Consider the following 16,359-nt stretch of genomic DNA (forward strand, 5'->3'; position numbering starts at 1 on the left):
GACCACGGCACAACGCCGCCGCCATTCACGAGCCTTCAGAAAAACGGCGGGACGTCCGCCCGGACGCCCCGCCGCCGTGACCCGCTCAGTCCTGCAGCGCGTCCCACATTTCCTTGTCGCGCTGCGCGGTCCAGATGCGCGGATGCGTGATGCCGCTCGCCTCGTCGAACGCGCGCGACACATCGAACGGCAGGCAGTGTTCGTAGATGAACACGTGTCCGAACTTCGGGTCCATCGCTTCGCGCGTAAGCGCCATCGACGCCTTCAGGTCGAGCTTGCGCTCCACCGCCTTGCGGCCCTGCGCGAGCAGCGTCGTCACGAAATCCTTCGTGTAGTCGAGGCCCTTGTTCACGTCGGCCGGATTCAGCAGCGCGGGGCCGCGGCCCGGCACGAGCTTCTCGGCGCCGAGCGCGCGCAGCGCCTCGAGCGTGGTCGGCCATTGTTCGAGCTGCGCGTCGCCGCAATAACAGGCCGCGTCGTATTCGACGAGGTCGCCCGAGAACAGCACCTTTTGCGACGGCAGCCAGACGATCGTGTCGCCCTTCGTATGGCCCGAGCCGACGTGCATGATCTTCACTTCGAGCTTGCCGAGGAACAGCGTGATCTCGCGCTCGAACACGAGCGTCGGCCACGTGAGGCCCGGCACCGTCTCGACGCCCGCGAACAGGCGCGGGAAGCGCTCGATCTCCGACTTCATGTCGGCCTCGCCGCGCTCGACGATCATTTCGTACGTGCCGCGGCTCGCGATCACGTGCTGCGCGCCTTCGTCGAAATAGGCCGATGCGCCGAGTACACGCACCGCGTGATAGTGCGACAGCACCACGTGCTTGATCGGCTTGTCCGTCACGCTGCGGATCTTCGCGATCAGGTCCTGCGCCATCGCGGGCGTCGCGGTCGTGTCGACGATCAGCACGCTGTCGTCGCCGATGATCACGCCCGAGTTCGGGTCGCCTTCGGCGGTGTACGCGTATGCGTTCTCGGACAGCTTCGTCCAGGTGACCTTCTTCTCTTCCAGATCGGCTTGGGATGCGAATGCTTTGGCCATGTTGCGTTCCGTGGCTGCGAGCCATGTGTTGAGGGGAGTGAGCGGATCATCGTCCCGCGCCAAATATTTGTCAATGGCAAATAGACTTGCTATTGTCTAATGCGGGTAAACGTGTGGGCTGGCGCTGGAAATGGCGTCGGATACCATGCGGGGTTTCGTCAACGGAAGAATCATCGCGTGCAGAACCACGAAGTCAGCGCAGACGACGCGCCGCCCAAGGCGCAGCGCGGCATCCAGAGCGTCGAGGTCGGTGGCCGGCTGCTCGACGCGTTCGCGCGCCGGCGCAAGCCGCTCGGGCTGTCGGAGCTGGCGGGCGCGGCCGACTTGTCGAGCGCGCAGGCGCACACCTATCTCGTGAGCCTGACGCGCCTCGCGCTCGTCAAACGCGACGCGATCACCGGCAACTACGAGCCGGGCCCGCTGTCGCTGCGGCTCGGGCTGATGTCGATCGAACGCCAGCCGGCCTACCGCGCGGCGTTGCCGCACGCGGCGCAGCTCGCGGAAACGGTGGGCCTGAGCGTCGCGCTGTCGGTGCCTGGCGTGCTCGGGCCGACGATCGTGCGCATCGAGCACGGCGGCTATCCGCTGCACGTGAACCTGCACGTCGGGTCGGTGATGTCGCTGGACACGACCGCCACGGGCCGCGTGTTCCGCGCATTCGGCGATCCCGCGCAGCTCGATGCGATGGCGGCCAGCCAGGCCGGCGCGGGCGACACGCTCGCCGGCGCGGAAGGCGAGCAGCCGGCTTCCGATGCCCGCGCGCAGCAGGCCGAACTCGACGCGATCCGCGCGCGCGGAATCGAGCGCGGCGTCGATCGGCCGAGCCCCGGCGTCAGCGCGATGTGCGTGCCGGTGCTGGATGCCGACGGGCGCCTGCAACTCGCGCTGACCGTGATCGGTCCGACCGGGTCGATCGACGTCGGCTGGGACGGCCCAATCGCGGCGGCGTTGCGCGACGCCGCGCGGCAGGCCACGGCGTCGCTCGACGCGGGCCGCGACGCGCTGCCGGCACTGCCGGCCGCGGCGCCGGCCACGCCGCGCGTGCCGCCCGCGCTCGGCGACGACGCGAAGACGCAACGCGGCATCAATGCACTCGACAGCACGGGCGAGCTGCTGCTCGCACTCGTGTCCGCAGGCCGCGCGCTGCCGCTGCGCGACCTCGCGGCGGCGGCCGGGATGCCGGCTGCCAAGGCGTTTCCACATCTGGTGAGCCTTCAGAAAATTGGCCTGCTGAGCCGCGACGACGCGGGCTGCTTCGGCGGCGGCCCGCTCGCGCAGGCGCTCGGCCTGATCGCGATGCAACGCGTGTCGCCGACACGCGATGCAGAAGCCGAAATCGTCGCGCTCGCCGGGGTGACCGACATGAGCGTGGCGGCCGCGACGCTCGGGCCGCTCGGGCCGACCGTGATCCGGCTCGAGGAATCGGCGCGGCCACAGCACGTGAGCCTGCAAGTCGGCACCGTGATGTCGCTCGTCAATACGGCGATCGGCCGGATCTTCGCGGCCGGCATGTCCGACGACGTGCTGGCCGGGTTGCTGGCCGACGAGCCGGTGCGCCTTGCCGGCGGCGCAGCACAGGTCGACGACGCGTTTCGCGCGCGGCTTGCGGCGATCCGCGCGGACGAACTCGATTTTGCGTTCGACGCGCCGGTGCCCGGCATCGGCACGATCGCCGCGCCCGTGTTCGATCACACCGGCAGCATCCGGCTCGTGATCGCGATCATCGGCTCGTCGCGCGGCTTCCCGCGCGGACCAGACAGCGCGCTCGCGCATACGCTGCTCGCGGCGACGCGCCGGCTGTCGTGGCGGTTCGGATGGATCGGCGCCTGATCGCCCGCTACTGCCGCACCACCGCCGCTCGTCCTCCCCGGCCGACTTCCCTTGTTCCATTTCCTCGATGCGAGGCCGTGCTTGCCACGGCCTCGTCGCGCCTGCCCGCCACGACGATCCGCATACGCGCGCTCTGTGTTGCGCAGCAGCAACAGAGAATGTCAGTAATTCTCATATAACGAAATCGCATTTCACAAAGCGGGGAAGTTTCTTTATGATTAGGGTTATCCCTAATCCACTACTTACCTGGGGTTTCGTCATGCAAACGTCTAATGTTTCGAACCGTTCCACCGAATCCGCTGGCTGGCTCGCACGTGTTGGCGAGCTGATCGCAGAAGCTTGGGCGCTCCACCTGGAAAACTGCGAAGTCATCGCTGAAGCGCACGCACGCCTGCCGCACTAAGCGCGGCAACTGGCCGCCGGCCGGCGGCACGATGACCGGTCCGATCCGCGTGCCAGGACGCGCGCCGCAAGGCCGCCGCGTCCGGCATCGGAGCGCCGGACGAATCTCATGAAACAGGGCCGCATGGTCCTGGCCGGGGCGCCGCGGAAGATTCATCCGTTTTCCGGCCCCGTCGGCATGTTCCCGCCCGTCTACGGTTCAGGGCCGCGCACACGCGTCGTGCAGCCCGATCACCGCCTTTTTTCAGCGCAGCCGAATCCATCGTTACCGCGACGGATCGTCGGCCCGACGCTGTCCCGTCAGACCTGAATCGACGGCACATCCTTCATGCACCGCAGCGCGAACATCGAGCGGCTGTGGCGGATACTCGAAATCCTGTAAAGCTTCTCGCGCAGGAAACGTTCGTAGCCGGCCGTGCCATCCACCGCGACCTTGATCCAGTAGTCGTATTCGCCCGACACGAGATACGCCTCGAGCACCTCGGGCAGGGCCGCGAGTTCGGCGCCGAAGCGCGCCAGCGCGTCGTCCTCGTGGCGGTCGAGCGTGACTTCGAGGATCACGATGTCGGCGTAGCCGAGCATCTTCTGGTTGACGAGCGCGACGTACCCGTCGATGTAGCCGTCGAGTTCGAGTTGCCGCGTGCGGTTCCAGCATGCGGTGGTCGACATGCCGATCTGTTCGGCCAGTTCGGCGTTCGACAGACGTGCATTTTTTTGCAGTGCACCGAGGATCTTGCGGTCCTGATTGTCGAGGGTTTTCGGCGAGCGTTCGCGGGTAGCCATGACAGGAAGAATCTTCTACTTAAAATCGGCATTCTATCTGAACGGAATTCCTGTTTCGGGCCTGTTTTACTGGAAAACAGGAAGCCTTTTAACTGGCTGGCTTGATACATTTTCTCCATGCCTCCTGTCCGGCACGCTCCCCGCGACAACCCCTTCGCACCGGGACGCCCGGCCGCAATCACGAGTTGCGGCGCCGGACCTGCAGGCATGCGATTCCCCGCCTCCCGCGCGGCCTATCCGGCTGCCGGGCCGGCGCCCGACTTCCCTGTTCCCGTACTATCCCGTCATGTCGTTCAGGCTTTATCTGTCGTTCCTCGCTGCATCCGCCGTTCTCATCTACGCCCCCGGCCCCGTCAACCTCCTCACGATGAACCAGGCACTGCGCACCGGCTGGCGCCGCGCGCTACCGTGCGTATGGGGCGGCACGCTCGCCGTGCTGCTGCAACTCGCGCTGACCGCGCTGTGCCTGAATTCGCTGGTCCATCTCAACGAACATGCATTGACCGTGCTGCGCTGGGCAGGCGCCGCATACCTCGTCTGGCTCGGCTGCAAGCAATGGCTCGGCCGCGCACCGGCGAACGCGCCTGCCCCTGCCGCGTCGGCCGAAACCGGTGCTGCCGCATCCGATGCCGACACCGGGCGCGCGCTGTTCTGGCGCGGCGTGGCGACGTCCGGGCTGAATCCGAAGACGCTGCTGTTCTTTCCGTCGTTCTTTCCGCAGTTCATCGTCCCGAACGCCGACTGGAGCCTGAACCTGCAGTTCCTGCTGCTCGCGACGACCTTCGCGGTGCTGTTCGCCGGCGGCGTCGCGTCGATGGCACTGTTCTCGCACCGGCTGAACCGCGCGTTGCAACGGCCGGCGCGGATGCGCGCGATGAATCGCGTGACGGGCGGGCTGCTGGTCGGGATGGGCGCGATCATGGTCGGCTGGAACTGAGGCCGAAGACCGGGCAGCTGCGCCAGCGGGTGCCGCGCCGCCCGCCACACCTCTCGAAAAAGCAGCCGGTCGCGGAATGCTTTAGGGTAGCGCCTGGCTCTTTGGACATGCCCGGCCCGCCCGGGCGATCGCATGAAGCACATCGCTACCCGCCTGCGGCGCCTGTTCGCGCCGATCGGCCTGCACTGGTATCTCGCTCTCCTCCTCGCGCTCGATGCACTGATGGTGCTGCGCCCCGTCGTCGCGCATGCGAAGCTCGGTGTCCATCATGCGTGGCTCGCCGATGCGCTGAGCCTCGTCGACAACGCGGGCCTCGTCGTGTTGCCGCAGGTCGTCGTCGCGGCCGGTCTCGCAACGATGGCCATCGGCATCGTGCTGCGCGCACGCGTCGCATGGGTGCTGTCGATCCTGCTGCTGGTCGCGGCCGCCGCGATCAGCATCGTCGGCGGCTATCGCAGTCATGCCGTGTTCGTCTACACGGCCGTGCTCGCCGTCGCGCTGATCTATTACTGGCGGCACTTCGACCGCGCGAGCGTCGCCGCGAGCAGCCTGTTCGCGCTGCTCAGCATCGTGTCGCTACTGATCTACGCGACCTTCGGCGTGCTCTATCTCGGCGACGAATTCACGCCGCCGATCCACGATCTCGCCACCGCTGTCTACTTCTCGATCGTGTCGATGTCGACGGTCGGCTACGGCGACATCGTTCCGCACGCGCCTACCGCGCGCCTCTTTACCGCGTCGGTGATCGTACTCGGCATTACGGTGTTCGCGACGTCGATCAGCGCGGTCGTCGGCCCGGTGATCGGCGGCAATCTGAAACGAATCGTCAAGGGAGGCATTTCGAACGTGATCCGCAAGCATCATTTCCTGATCGTCGGCGCGACGCCTGTCGCGCATGCGGTGCACGACGGGCTGCGCAAGCGCGGCTACGCCGTGACCGTCATCGTACCGGCCGGCGTCGAGCACAACTATGCGGGCGGGACCGACCTGATCGTCGGGGACGCCACCGACCACGCGGTGCTGGAAGGCGCCGGCGCGGCAACGGCCCGCGCGGTGCTCGCGCTGCGCTCCGACGATGCAGAGAACGCATTCATCATCCTCGCGATCCGCGAGATCGCACCGGCGGTGCGCACGGTGGCGCTCGTGAACCAGCAGCGCAACCTCGAACGGCTGCGCCTGCTGAAGCCCGACATGGTGTTCTCGCCGCAGCAGCTCGCGGGCGAACTGCTCGCGAGCACGCTCAACGACGAACCGGTCGACAAGTCGGTGATCTCGCACCTGCTGTTCGGCACCGCCGACGCCGCGTGACCGGCGCCGGCCGATGCGCGGCCGGTACAATCGCGCGATGTCCGAATTGCTCACCTACGGCGGCCTGTTCGCCGTGTCGATGGTCGCCGCGACCCTGTTTCCGCTCCAGTCCGAAGCCGTGCTCGCCGGCCTGCTGCTCGCCGGGCGCGAGCCCGTGTGGGCGCTGGTGCTGGTCGCAAGCGTCGGCAACGTCGCCGGCTCGGCGATCAACTGGGTGCTCGGCCGCGGCATCGAGCATTTCCGCGATCGCCGCTGGTTTCCGGTCAAGCCGGCCGCGCTCGCGCGCGCCGAGGGCTGGTACAGGCGCTATGGCCGCTGGTCGCTGCTGCTGAGCTGGGCGCCGGTGATCGGCGATCCGCTGACGATGATTGCCGGCGTGCTGCGCGAGCCGCTGCCGACCTTCCTCGCGATCGTCACGATCGCGAAGGTCGGCCGGTATCTGGTGATCGCGTGGCTCGTCGTGCATTGAGGTGCGCGACGCACATTGCCCGGATGGATTTTTACGAGTCTTGCCAGCCGGCGACCGATTTACCGTTTACCGATAAACGGCATAAAATATGGCGATGATCCAATCGTTCAAATGCAAAGACGCACGGCAGCTTTTCGAAACGGGACATTGCCGATATCGCAATGCGTCGTCTTACGCAACTCGACAACGCGGCGACGCCGGATGCGATGAAATCACCGCCGGGCAACCGGTTTGAGGCACTGAAAGGCGATCGTGTTGGCCAGTACAGTATCCGAATCAACGGGCAATGGCGTGTGTGCTTTACATGGGGCAATGACGGGCCGTCCGATGTGGAAATCGCCGACTGTCACTGAATGGAGCTTGACATGACCCGGTTCAAAAACGGTATGCGCCCGGTCCATCCGGGCGAAATTCTTCGTGAGGATTACCTCATCCCGCTCGACATGAGCGCGAACGCGTTGGCCGGCGCACTTGGCGTCACGGCCGGCCGCATCAACGATATCGTCCGTGAGCGGCGCGGCATCACCGCCGATACGGCGCTGCGCCTTGCCCGTTACTTTGGCGGCGATCCGCAAACGTGGCTGAACCTGCAAGCCACCTATGACCTGAAAATCGCCGAGCGCGACCACGGCCGCGAGATCCGGAAACGCATCGAGCCTCGAGAATTCGCCCACGCCTGACATCACAAAGTACAAGGCCGCACCGCGCTCCTTCTCGACGACCGGCGCCCGTCACTGGGCGGTCGGCCGCCGGTCGTCCCGGTGTCACGCGCCTGCGTGCGCATCGGTCGCTTACTTCTTGTCCCCCGCCAGATCGATCGCCTTGTCCGATCCGACCGCGTTGCGCAGCTGGAATTTCTGGATCTTGCCGGTCGACGTCTTCGGCAGCTCGCCGAAGCGCACGACCTTCGGCACCTTGAACCCCGCGAGCAGCTGCTTGCAGTGCGCGACGATCTCCTCCTCCGTCGCGCTCATCCCGTTGCGCAGCTCGACGAACGCGCACGGCACCTCGCCCCATTTCGGATCGGGCATCGCAACCACGGCCGCCACCTCGACGGCCGGATGGCGGTACAGCGCATCCTCGACCTCGATGCTCGAGATGTTCTCGCCGCCGGAAATGATGATGTCCTTGCGGCGATCCTTGATGCGGATGTAACCGTCCGGCGTCAGCACGCCGAGATCGCCCGTATGGAACCAGCCGCCGTGGAAGGCTTCATCCGTCGCGTGCGGGTTCTTCAGGTAGCCCTTCATGCAGATGTTGCCGCGGAACATGATCTCGCCGAGCGTCTCGCCGTCGGCGGGCACCGGCGCCATCGTGTCCGGGTCGAGCACCGTCGCGCCCGCTTCCAGGTGATAGCGCACGCCCTGGCGTGCATTGAGCCGCGCGCGTTCGTCGTCGGGCAGCGCGTCCCAGTGCGCCTGCTTCGCGCACACGGTCGCCGGGCCGTAGACCTCGGTCAGCCCGTACACGTGCAGCAGGTCGAAGCCGATCTCCTTCATCTTCGCGATCACGGCCGGTGCGGGCGCCGCACCGGCGACCATCGCGTGCACCGTGTGATCGATACCTTCGCGGTACTCGGCCGGCGCATTCGCGATCGCGCTCTGCACGATCGGCGCGCCGCAGTAATGCGTGATGCGTTCGCGGCGGATCAGGTCGAATACCGTCTTCGCATCGAACTTGCGCAGGCACACGTTCACGCCCGCGCGCGCCGCGACGGCCCACGGGAAGCACCAGCCGTTGCAGTGGAACATCGGCAGCGTCCACAGATACACGGCGTGCTTCGGCATGTCCCATTCGAGGATGTTGCTGATCGCCGCGAGATACGCGCCGCGATGGTGATAGACGACGCCCTTCGGGTCGCCGGTCGTGCCGGACGTGTAGTTCAGCGCGATCGCATCCCATTCGTCGGCGGGCGACGTCCATGCGTAGTCGGGGTCGCCGCCCGCGACGAACGCTTCGTAGTCGGTCGCGCCGGCGAAGCGCGCGGGGTCGGCCGGCATCGCGTCGGCGACGCTGACGATCTTCAGGCCCGGCACCTCGAGCGCCGCGCGATGTGCGAGATCCGCGTATTCGGTGTCGACGATCAGCACCTTCGCCTCGCCATGGCGCAGCATGAACAGCACCGACGAAATGTCGAGCCGCGTGTTGATGGTGTTGAGCACCGCGCCGGCCATCGGCACGCCGAAGTGCGCCTCGACCATCGCCGGGATGTTGGGCAACAGCGCCGCAACCGTGTCGCCGCGCGTAACGCCGGCCTGTGCGAGCGCGCTTGCAAGCTGCTTTGCGCGCGTGTAGGTCTCGCCCCACGTGCGCCGCACGTCGCCGTGCACGATGGCCAGGCGCGCGCCGTAGACTTCGGCCGCGCGGACCAGGAAGTCGATCGGCGTGAGCGGCACGTAGTTGGCGTCGCGGCGGCCGAGTCCGGCCTCGAACATCTGCGTCATGATCCTGTCTCCCGTTTCTGTCGACCGGCGCGTGCGTCGACGCCGCGGCGCATGCATCGGTCTCGTGTTCAGCCGGAGTGCATGCACCCCGATTCGTCTTGATGTGGTTCAATTGCCGACAGCCTAACGGGCGCTATTGTGAGCCGTCTGTCATCGAAACGACAGAGTGCCTTTCCAGCGCTGCGCGTTATCCCTATCCTCGCAAACCCGCACTCATGCACGACCACCTCGTTGCGCCGCCCGACGCGGCCGCCACCCCGGCCACCACGGCCGGCACGCCGTTCGATCCGGGCCCGTTGCCGGCGCTGTCGACGCTGTTCGGGCAATGCGCTTGGTTCCGCGCGCTCGCGCCGGAACATCAGGCGCTGGTGCTCGCACAGTCGCGCGCCGAGCAGCGCGAGGCCGGCGACGTGATCGCGCAGCGACTCGCGCCGTCCGAGTACTGGATCGGCGTGCATCGCGGGCTGCTGAAGCTGGCGATCTTCAATGCGTCGGGACGCGGCTGCACGTTCTCCGGCGTGCCGTCGGGCGGCTGGTTCGGCGAAGGCAGCGTGATCAAGCGCGAACTGCGCAAATACGAAGTAGTCGCGGTCCAGCGCTCGACCGTGCTGTTCGTGCCGGTCGACACGTTCCACGCGCTGCTCGACAGCAGCCTGCCGTTCACACGCTTCGTGATCCACCAGTTGAACAACCGGATGGGCGAGTTCATCGCATCGATCCAGAACAGCCGGCTGCTCGACGTCGATGCGCGCGTCGCGCAGGCGCTCGCGCAACTGTTCAATCCCGATCTGTATCCGGACACCGGCCCGTCGCTCGCGATCTCGCAGGAGGAACTGGGCATGCTCGTCGGCGTGTCGCGGCAGCGGATCAACCAGGCGCTGCAGCAACTCGAGAAACTCGGCGTGCTGCGGCTCGCCTACAACCAGATCGAAGTCGTCGACCTGGCCGCGCTCGCGCGGGTCGGCATGGAGCAGATCTGAGCGCGGCCCGATGAACGAAACCGTCGTCCATACGGCGCGCGCAGCCGGTGCGGCAGCCGCTTTCCGGCTCCCGCGCCGGCCTCTTTTCCATCGGACGAATCGCCCGGCTTCCACCGCACCCGAAACTGACGATTCCGCCAGTTTCATGTCAGTAACGCGTTCAGCCCCGACGCCTATCATTCGGGTTCCCTTCACCGCCGCCTGATCACCGCCCGTCCCGCCGCCTCCATGTGGATCGTCAACCTCGCCCTCAGGCGCCCCTACACGTTCATCGTGATGGCCATCATGATCGTGCTGGCCACCCCGCTTGCGCTGATGCGCACGCCCGTCGACGTGCTGCCGGCGGTCAACATCCCCGTCATCAGCGTGATCTGGAGTTACAACGGGTTCTCGGCGCAGGATATGACCAACCGGATCACGGCCGTCCATGAGCGGATCCTGACGACGACGGTCAACAACATCCAGCACATCGAATCGACGTCGCTGCCCGGCATCGCGGTCGTGAAGGTGTTCCTGCAACCGGGCGCGAACGTGCAGACGGCAATCGCGCAGACGGTGTCGTCCGCGCAGGCGATCGTCCGGCAGATGCCGCAGGGCGCGACGCCGCCGCTCGTGATCACCTATTCCGCGTCGAGCATTCCGGTGATCCAGCTCGGGCTGTCGAGCAAGACGCTCAGCGAACAGTCGCTCGCCGACATCGCGCTGAACTTCCTGCGGCCGCAGCTGATCACGGTGCGCGGCGCGCAGATCCCGTTCCCGTATGGCGGCCGCACGCGCGTCGTCGCGATCGACCTCGATCCGCAGGCGCTGCTCGCGAAGGGCCTCACGCCCGCCGACATCGTCAATGCGATCAACGCGCAGAACCTCGTGCTGCCGACCGGCACCGCGAAGATGGGCCAGACCGAATACCGGATCGACACGAACGCGTCGGCCGACACGATCGCCGACATCAACAACCTGCCGATCCAGACCGTCAACGGCGCGACGACCTACCTGCGCGAAGTCGCGGCGGTACGCGACGGCTTCGCGCCGCAGACCAACGTCGTGCGCCAGAACGGCCAGCGCGGCGTGCTCATCTCGATCCTGAAAAGCGGCGACGCGTCGACGCTGAAGGTCGTGTCGGACCTGAAGGCACTGCTGCCGAAGGTGATCCCGACACTGCCCGAAGGGCTCACGATCACGCCGCTGTTCGACCAGTCGGTGTTCGTCAACGCGGCCGTTCAGGGCGTGATCCACGAAGCGCTGATCGCCGCCGTGCTGACCGCGATGATGATCCTGCTGTTCCTCGGCAACTGGCGCAGCACGCTGATCATCGCGATCTCGATCCCGCTGTCGATCTTCACGTCGCTGATCGCGCTGTCGGCGCTCGGCGAGACCATCAACATCATGACGCTCGGCGGGCTCGCGCTCGCGGTGGGGATCCTGGTCGACGACGCCACCGTCACGATCGAGAACATCGAGCGGCACCTGCATCTGGGCACCAACCTGCACGATGCGATCCTCGAAGGCGCCGGCGAAATCGCGGTGCCCGCGTTCGTGTCGACGCTGTGCATCTGTATCGTGTTCGTGCCGATGTTCTTCCTGACCGGCGTCGCGCGCTTCCTGTTCGTGCCGCTCGCCGAGGCCGTCGTGTTCGCGATGCTCGCGTCGTACGTGCTGTCGCGCACGCTGGTGCCGACGCTCGCGATGCTGCTGTTCCGCCCGCAGCAGGCGAGCACCGGCCCCGATCATTCGACGTCGCGTTTCGCACGCATCCATCATGCGTTCAACAACGCGTTCGAGCGGCTGCGTGCGTGGTATATCGTGCTGCTCAGCATCCTGCTCGTGCGCCGCCGCTTCTACGCAATGTGCTTCCTCGGTTTCTGCGTGCTGTCGACCGGCCTCGTGTTCACGCTCGGCCGCGACTTCTTCCCGAATGCCGATTCCGGCAACATCCGGCTGCACATGCGTGCGCCGACCGGCTACCGGATCGAGGAAACCGCGCGTCTCGCCGACCAGGTCGAACGCGTGATCCGCGAAACCGTGCCGCCCGACGAGCTCGGCGCGATCGTCGACAACCTCGGCCTGCCGGTGAGCGGCATCAACTTGTCGTACAGCAATGCGGGCACGATCGGCTCGCTCGACGGCGAACTGCTGATCGCGCTGAAGCCGGGCCACCGAGCGACCGAGCATTACGTGCGGACGCTGCGTGCGCTGCTGCCTCAGCGCTTCCCGGGCGTCGAGTTCTTCTTCCAGCCGTCGGACATCATCACGCAGATCCTCAACTTCGGGCAGCCGGCCGCGATCGACGTGCAGGTGCTGGGCAACGATCTCGCGAGTAACATGGCTATCGCGAGCAGCCTGATGAAGAAGATCAGGCAAATCCCCGGCGCCGTCGACGTGCACGTGCTGCAACGCAACGACGGACCGACCCTGCTGGCCGACATGGACCGTACGCGCATGCAGCAGCTCAATCTCTCCGCGCAGAACGTCGCGCAGAACATGCTGATCTCGCTGTCCGGCAGTTCGCAGACGACCCCGTCGTTCTGGATCAACCCGCGCACCGGCGTCCAGTACCCGCTGCAGATCCAGACCCCGCAATACAACATCGCATCGGTCGACGACCTGCTCGGCACGCCGGTTTCCGCGAGCGGCCGCGCGGGCACGCCGCTGCAGTTGCTCGGCAACCTGGTGCAGATCCGCACGGCCCAGACCCCGGCCGTGATCACGCACTACAACATCCGGCCGGCGATCGACCTGTACGTGAGCGTCGAAGGCCGCGATCTCGGCTCGGTCGCCGGCGAGATCGACCGGGTCGTGTCCGACGCCCGGGCGACGCTGCCGCGCGGCACCGACCTGTCGGTGCGCGGCCAGGTCGAGACGATGCGCACGTCCTATATCGGCCTCGGCGCGGGCGTCGCGATGGCGATCGTGCTCGTCTACCTGCTGATCGTCGTGAATTTCCAGTCATGGCTCGACCCGCTGATCATCATCAGCGCGATGCCGGCCGCGCTCGCCGGCATCGCGTGGATGCTGTTCATCACCGGCACGCATCTGAGCGTGCCCGCGCTGACCGGCGCGATCATGACGGTGGGCGTCGCGACCGCCAACAGTATTCTGGTGGTGTCGTTCGCGCGGCAGCGCCTCGCGGCCGGCGCGCCGCCGCTCACGGCCGCGCTGGAAGCCGGCGCGACGCGGATCCGGCCGGTGATGATGACGGCACTCGCGATGATCATCGGGATGGTGCCGATGGCGCTCGGCCTCGGCGAAGGCGCCGAGCAGAACGCGCCGCTGGGCCGCGCGGTGATCGGCGGCCTGCTGTTCGCAACCGTTTCGACGCTGCTGTTCGTGCCGCTCGTGTTCGGCGGCGTGCATTCGCGGCTGGCCCGCCGGCGCGCGCGCCAGGCCGGACACTGACTTTCGCCTATAGACCGGTTAATTCATGGAAGAGAAACATCACAGCGCCGTCGGCATCCAGGTCGATGAACAGGGCATGCACCTGCCGAGCCGCACGTCGGTGTCGCGGCGCGGGCGGATCGTGCTGATCGTGATCGGCCTGCTGCTGGCCGCCGGCGCGGCGCGCACGATCGTCGTCAACGTGCTGAACCGCAACCAGCTCGACGCCGTTGCCGAGCAGAACACGCGCCAGTACGTCAACGTCGTGCATCCGGTCGATGCGGCCACCGGCGGCAAGCTGACGCTGCCCGGCACGCTGCGCGGCTTCATCGAGGCGCCGATCTACGCGCGCGCGAGCGGCTACGTGCTGCGCTGGCAGGCCGACATCGGCGCGCATGTGAAGCAGGGACAACTGCTCGCCGAACTCGACACGCCCGAGCTGAACCAGGAACTCGCGCAGGCCACCGCGCAGCGCCAGCAGGCGCAGGCCACGCTCGCGCTCGCGAAGACGTCGTTCGACCGCGCGCAGCAGCTGCGACAGCGCGATGCGGTGTCGCAGCAGGAACTCGACGACCGGCAAGGCGCGTTCAACCAGGGCACCGCGAACCTCGCCGCGGCCGACGCGAACGTGCGCCGGCTCACCGAACTGAAGGGCTTCCAGCGCATCGTCGCGCCGATCGACGGGATCGTCACGCAGCGCAACGTCGACGTCGGCGATCTCGTGAACGCCGGCAACGCGGGGCGCTCGCTGTTCACCGTCGTGCAGGCCGACCGGCTGCGCCTGTACGTGCAGGTGCCGCAGGCGTATGCGCAGCAGGTGAAGGTCGGCCAGCACGTGAGCATCGCGCAGGCCGAACTGGCCGGCCAGACCTTCGACGGGACGATCACGCGCACGTCGCAGGCGATCGACGTCGCGACGCGTTCGTTGCAGATCGAGATCACGCTGCCGAACCCGGACGGCCGGCTGCTGCCCGGCGCATACGTGCAGGCGACGCTGCCGATGACACCGGTCGGCCGCCTGCAGATTCCGGCCAACACGCTGCTGTTCCGCGCCGAAGGGCCGACGGTCGCGACCGTCGGCGCGAACGGCCACGTACACCTGAAGGCCGTGTCGGTCGTGCGCACGATCGGCCAGACGCTCGAAGTCGACGGCCCGCTCGCGCCGAACGACCGCCTCGTCGCGAACCCGAGCGACGCGCTCGCGGACGGCGACACGGTCGTCGTGCAGCCGCCGGCCGCGCAGCCGGCATCCGCGGTTGCGGGAGCGAAGTCGTGATCGCGATGCGCGCCCGCCGGTGTCCGACGGCGGCTGCGGCCGTGGCGACAGTCGCGCTCGCGGCCCTCGCCGGCTGCACCGTCGGCCCCGATTACCACCGCCCGGCGGTCGATACGCCGGCCGCGTGGCGGCTCGACCCGGCCGATGCGTACTGGCACCCCGCCTCGCCGGCCCGCGCGCCGCTCGATCCGGCATGGTGGACCGCGTTCGGCGATGCGCAGCTCGATGCGCTGGAAGCCGATGCGCTGCGCAACAACCAGAACCTGAAGGCCGTCGCCGCACGCTACGACCAGGCGAAGGCCACACTCGCGTCGGTCGCGTCCGCGCAATATCCGGCTGTCGGCCTGAACGCGAGCGGCCAACGCTTCAAGATCTCCGCCGACCGGCCGCAGACCAACTATGCGACGCCGAACGCGTCGACCGTGCAGAACGACATCCAGGTCGGCGCGAGCGTCAGCTACGAGCTCGACCTGTTCGGCCGCGTTCGGCGCAGCGTCGAGTCCGCGCAGGCCAGCTCGGAGCAGGCACGCGACGATTTCGCGAATGCGCGCCTCGTGCTGAGCGCCGATCTCGCGTCGAGCTACTTCGCGCTGCGCGAGCTCGATACCGAGATCGACGTGGTCAGGCGCTCGATCGACCTGCAGCAGAAGGCACTCGACTACGTGAGCGCGCGCCACGACCTCGGCGCGGTCTCGGGCCTCGACCTGCTGCAGCAACGCTCGCAGCTCGATGCGACGCGCACGCAGGCGCAGTTGCTGATCCAGCAGCGCGCGCAGGTGGAAACCGCGATCGCGACGCTGGTCGGCACGCCGGCCCCGGCGTTCTCGCTGCCGGCGCGCGTCGTGCCGATCAACGCGCCCGAATTGCCGACCGGCATGCCGAGCGACCTGCTGCAGCGGCGGCCGGACGTGGCGTCCGCCGAACGCGCGATGGCCGCCGCGAACGCCCAGATCGGCGTCGCGCGCGCCGCGTATTTCCCGCGCATCGCGCTGTCGCCCGACCTCGGCTGGGATGCGACGCGCTTCGCCGGCCTGTTCACCGTGCCGGCGCTGCTGTGGTCGGTGGGCGCGTCGGTCAGCCAGCCGCTGTTCGAAGGCGGCAAGCTGAAGGCCGGGGTCGATTTCGCGCAGGCCGGCTACGTGGCCGCGCAGGCCAACTACCGGCAGACCGTGCTCACCGCGTTCCAGGAGGTGCAGAATGCCGTAACGGGCCTGTCGGTGCTCGCGCAGGCCGCGCAGCAAGCGGCGGCCGCCGTCGACGATGCGCGCAAGCTCGTGTCGCTCGCGCAGGACCGCTACGCGGGTGGCCTGACGCCGTTCATCGACGTGCTGACCGCCGAGCAGCAATTGCTGACGAGCGAGCGCCAGGCCGTGCAGATCCAGGGCCAGCGCGCGGCGCTCGTCGTGTTTCTCGCGAAGGCGCTCGGCGGCGGCTGGGACGGCGCGGCGTCGACCGCCGTCGCGGCGGCGGCCCCGCGGCACGACGCGGGCGTGGCCCCCTAACCCGGTTA

General features: G+C 67.5%; 13 protein-coding genes. 10 read left to right on the forward strand and 3 right to left on the reverse strand.

Annotation, left to right across the window (positions count from 1 at the left end; all coding sequences use genetic code 11):
* Nucleotides 1-85: 85 nt before the first annotated feature.
* Nucleotides 86-1,045: an MBL fold metallo-hydrolase gene (locus tag DIE13_RS04840; RefSeq protein ID WP_124826077.1), complete on the reverse strand. Its 960-nt coding sequence runs from the start codon at nt 1,043-1,045 to the stop codon at nt 86-88.
* 177 nt (nt 1,046-1,222) lie between these two features.
* Between DIE13_RS04840 and DIE13_RS04845 the strand changes: the two genes are divergently transcribed.
* On the forward strand, nt 1,223-2,875 hold the full coding sequence (locus tag DIE13_RS04845; protein ID WP_124826078.1) for an IclR family transcriptional regulator: 1,653 nt from the start codon (nt 1,223-1,225) through the stop codon (nt 2,873-2,875).
* A 702-nt stretch (nt 2,876-3,577) separates the two neighbouring features.
* Here the strand turns inward: DIE13_RS04845 and DIE13_RS04855 are convergent.
* Nucleotides 3,578-4,060, reverse strand: coding sequence for an Lrp/AsnC family transcriptional regulator (locus DIE13_RS04855; RefSeq protein WP_096498814.1), 483 nt, complete (start codon nt 4,058-4,060; stop codon nt 3,578-3,580).
* A 286-nt stretch (nt 4,061-4,346) separates the two neighbouring features.
* Here DIE13_RS04855 and DIE13_RS04860 point away from each other — a divergent pair, with 286 nt between their 5' ends.
* From DIE13_RS04860 to DIE13_RS04880, 5 genes are all read left to right on the forward strand, one after another.
* Nucleotides 4,347-4,997, forward strand: coding sequence for a LysE family translocator (locus DIE13_RS04860; protein WP_124826080.1), 651 nt, complete (start codon nt 4,347-4,349; stop codon nt 4,995-4,997).
* A 132-nt stretch (nt 4,998-5,129) separates the two neighbouring features.
* Nucleotides 5,130-6,305, forward strand: coding sequence for a voltage-gated potassium channel protein (kch, locus tag DIE13_RS04865; RefSeq protein ID WP_124826081.1), 1,176 nt, complete (start codon nt 5,130-5,132; stop codon nt 6,303-6,305).
* A gap of 37 nt (nt 6,306-6,342) precedes the next feature.
* Nucleotides 6,343-6,774: a YqaA family protein gene (locus tag DIE13_RS04870; RefSeq protein ID WP_096499311.1), complete on the forward strand. Its 432-nt coding sequence runs from the start codon at nt 6,343-6,345 to the stop codon at nt 6,772-6,774.
* A gap of 161 nt (nt 6,775-6,935) precedes the next feature.
* On the forward strand, nt 6,936-7,127 hold the full coding sequence (locus DIE13_RS04875; protein WP_175760345.1) for a type II toxin-antitoxin system RelE/ParE family toxin: 192 nt from the start codon (nt 6,936-6,938) through the stop codon (nt 7,125-7,127).
* A gap of 12 nt (nt 7,128-7,139) precedes the next feature.
* On the forward strand, nt 7,140-7,454 hold the full coding sequence (locus DIE13_RS04880; protein ID WP_124826082.1) for a HigA family addiction module antitoxin: 315 nt from the start codon (nt 7,140-7,142) through the stop codon (nt 7,452-7,454).
* A 111-nt stretch (nt 7,455-7,565) separates the two neighbouring features.
* Here the strand turns inward: DIE13_RS04880 and DIE13_RS04885 are convergent, their stop codons facing one another.
* The gene (locus DIE13_RS04885; protein WP_124826083.1) at nt 7,566-9,218 is read right to left on the reverse strand and encodes an acyl-CoA synthetase; all 1,653 of its coding nucleotides are present in this window, start codon (nt 9,216-9,218) and stop codon (nt 7,566-7,568) included.
* A gap of 215 nt (nt 9,219-9,433) precedes the next feature.
* Between DIE13_RS04885 and DIE13_RS04890 the strand changes: the two genes are divergently transcribed.
* The 4 genes from DIE13_RS04890 (at nt 9,434) to DIE13_RS04905 (ending at nt 16,351) form a co-directional block, all read left to right on the forward strand.
* Complete coding sequence (locus tag DIE13_RS04890; protein ID WP_175750566.1) at nt 9,434-10,198, forward strand: Crp/Fnr family transcriptional regulator; 765 nt, start codon at nt 9,434-9,436, stop codon at nt 10,196-10,198.
* Nucleotides 10,199-10,426: 228 nt separating this feature from the next.
* A complete protein-coding gene (locus DIE13_RS04895) occupies nt 10,427-13,594 on the forward strand; it encodes an efflux RND transporter permease subunit (protein WP_124826084.1) in 3,168 nt (1,055 codons plus the stop codon).
* Between the two features lie 25 nt (nt 13,595-13,619).
* Nucleotides 13,620-14,849: an efflux RND transporter periplasmic adaptor subunit gene (locus DIE13_RS04900; RefSeq protein ID WP_124826085.1), complete on the forward strand. Its 1,230-nt coding sequence runs from the start codon at nt 13,620-13,622 to the stop codon at nt 14,847-14,849.
* Between the two features lie 5 nt (nt 14,850-14,854).
* Nucleotides 14,855-16,351 (forward strand): efflux transporter outer membrane subunit, encoded by a 1,497-nt coding sequence (locus DIE13_RS04905; RefSeq protein WP_124826086.1) that lies wholly within the window; start codon nt 14,855-14,857, stop codon nt 16,349-16,351.
* Nucleotides 16,352-16,359: the final 8 nt, after the last annotated feature.

This window comes from Burkholderia sp. Bp9016 (assembly GCF_003857765.1).
In the GTDB taxonomy this organism is placed as follows: domain Bacteria; phylum Pseudomonadota; class Gammaproteobacteria; order Burkholderiales; family Burkholderiaceae; genus Burkholderia.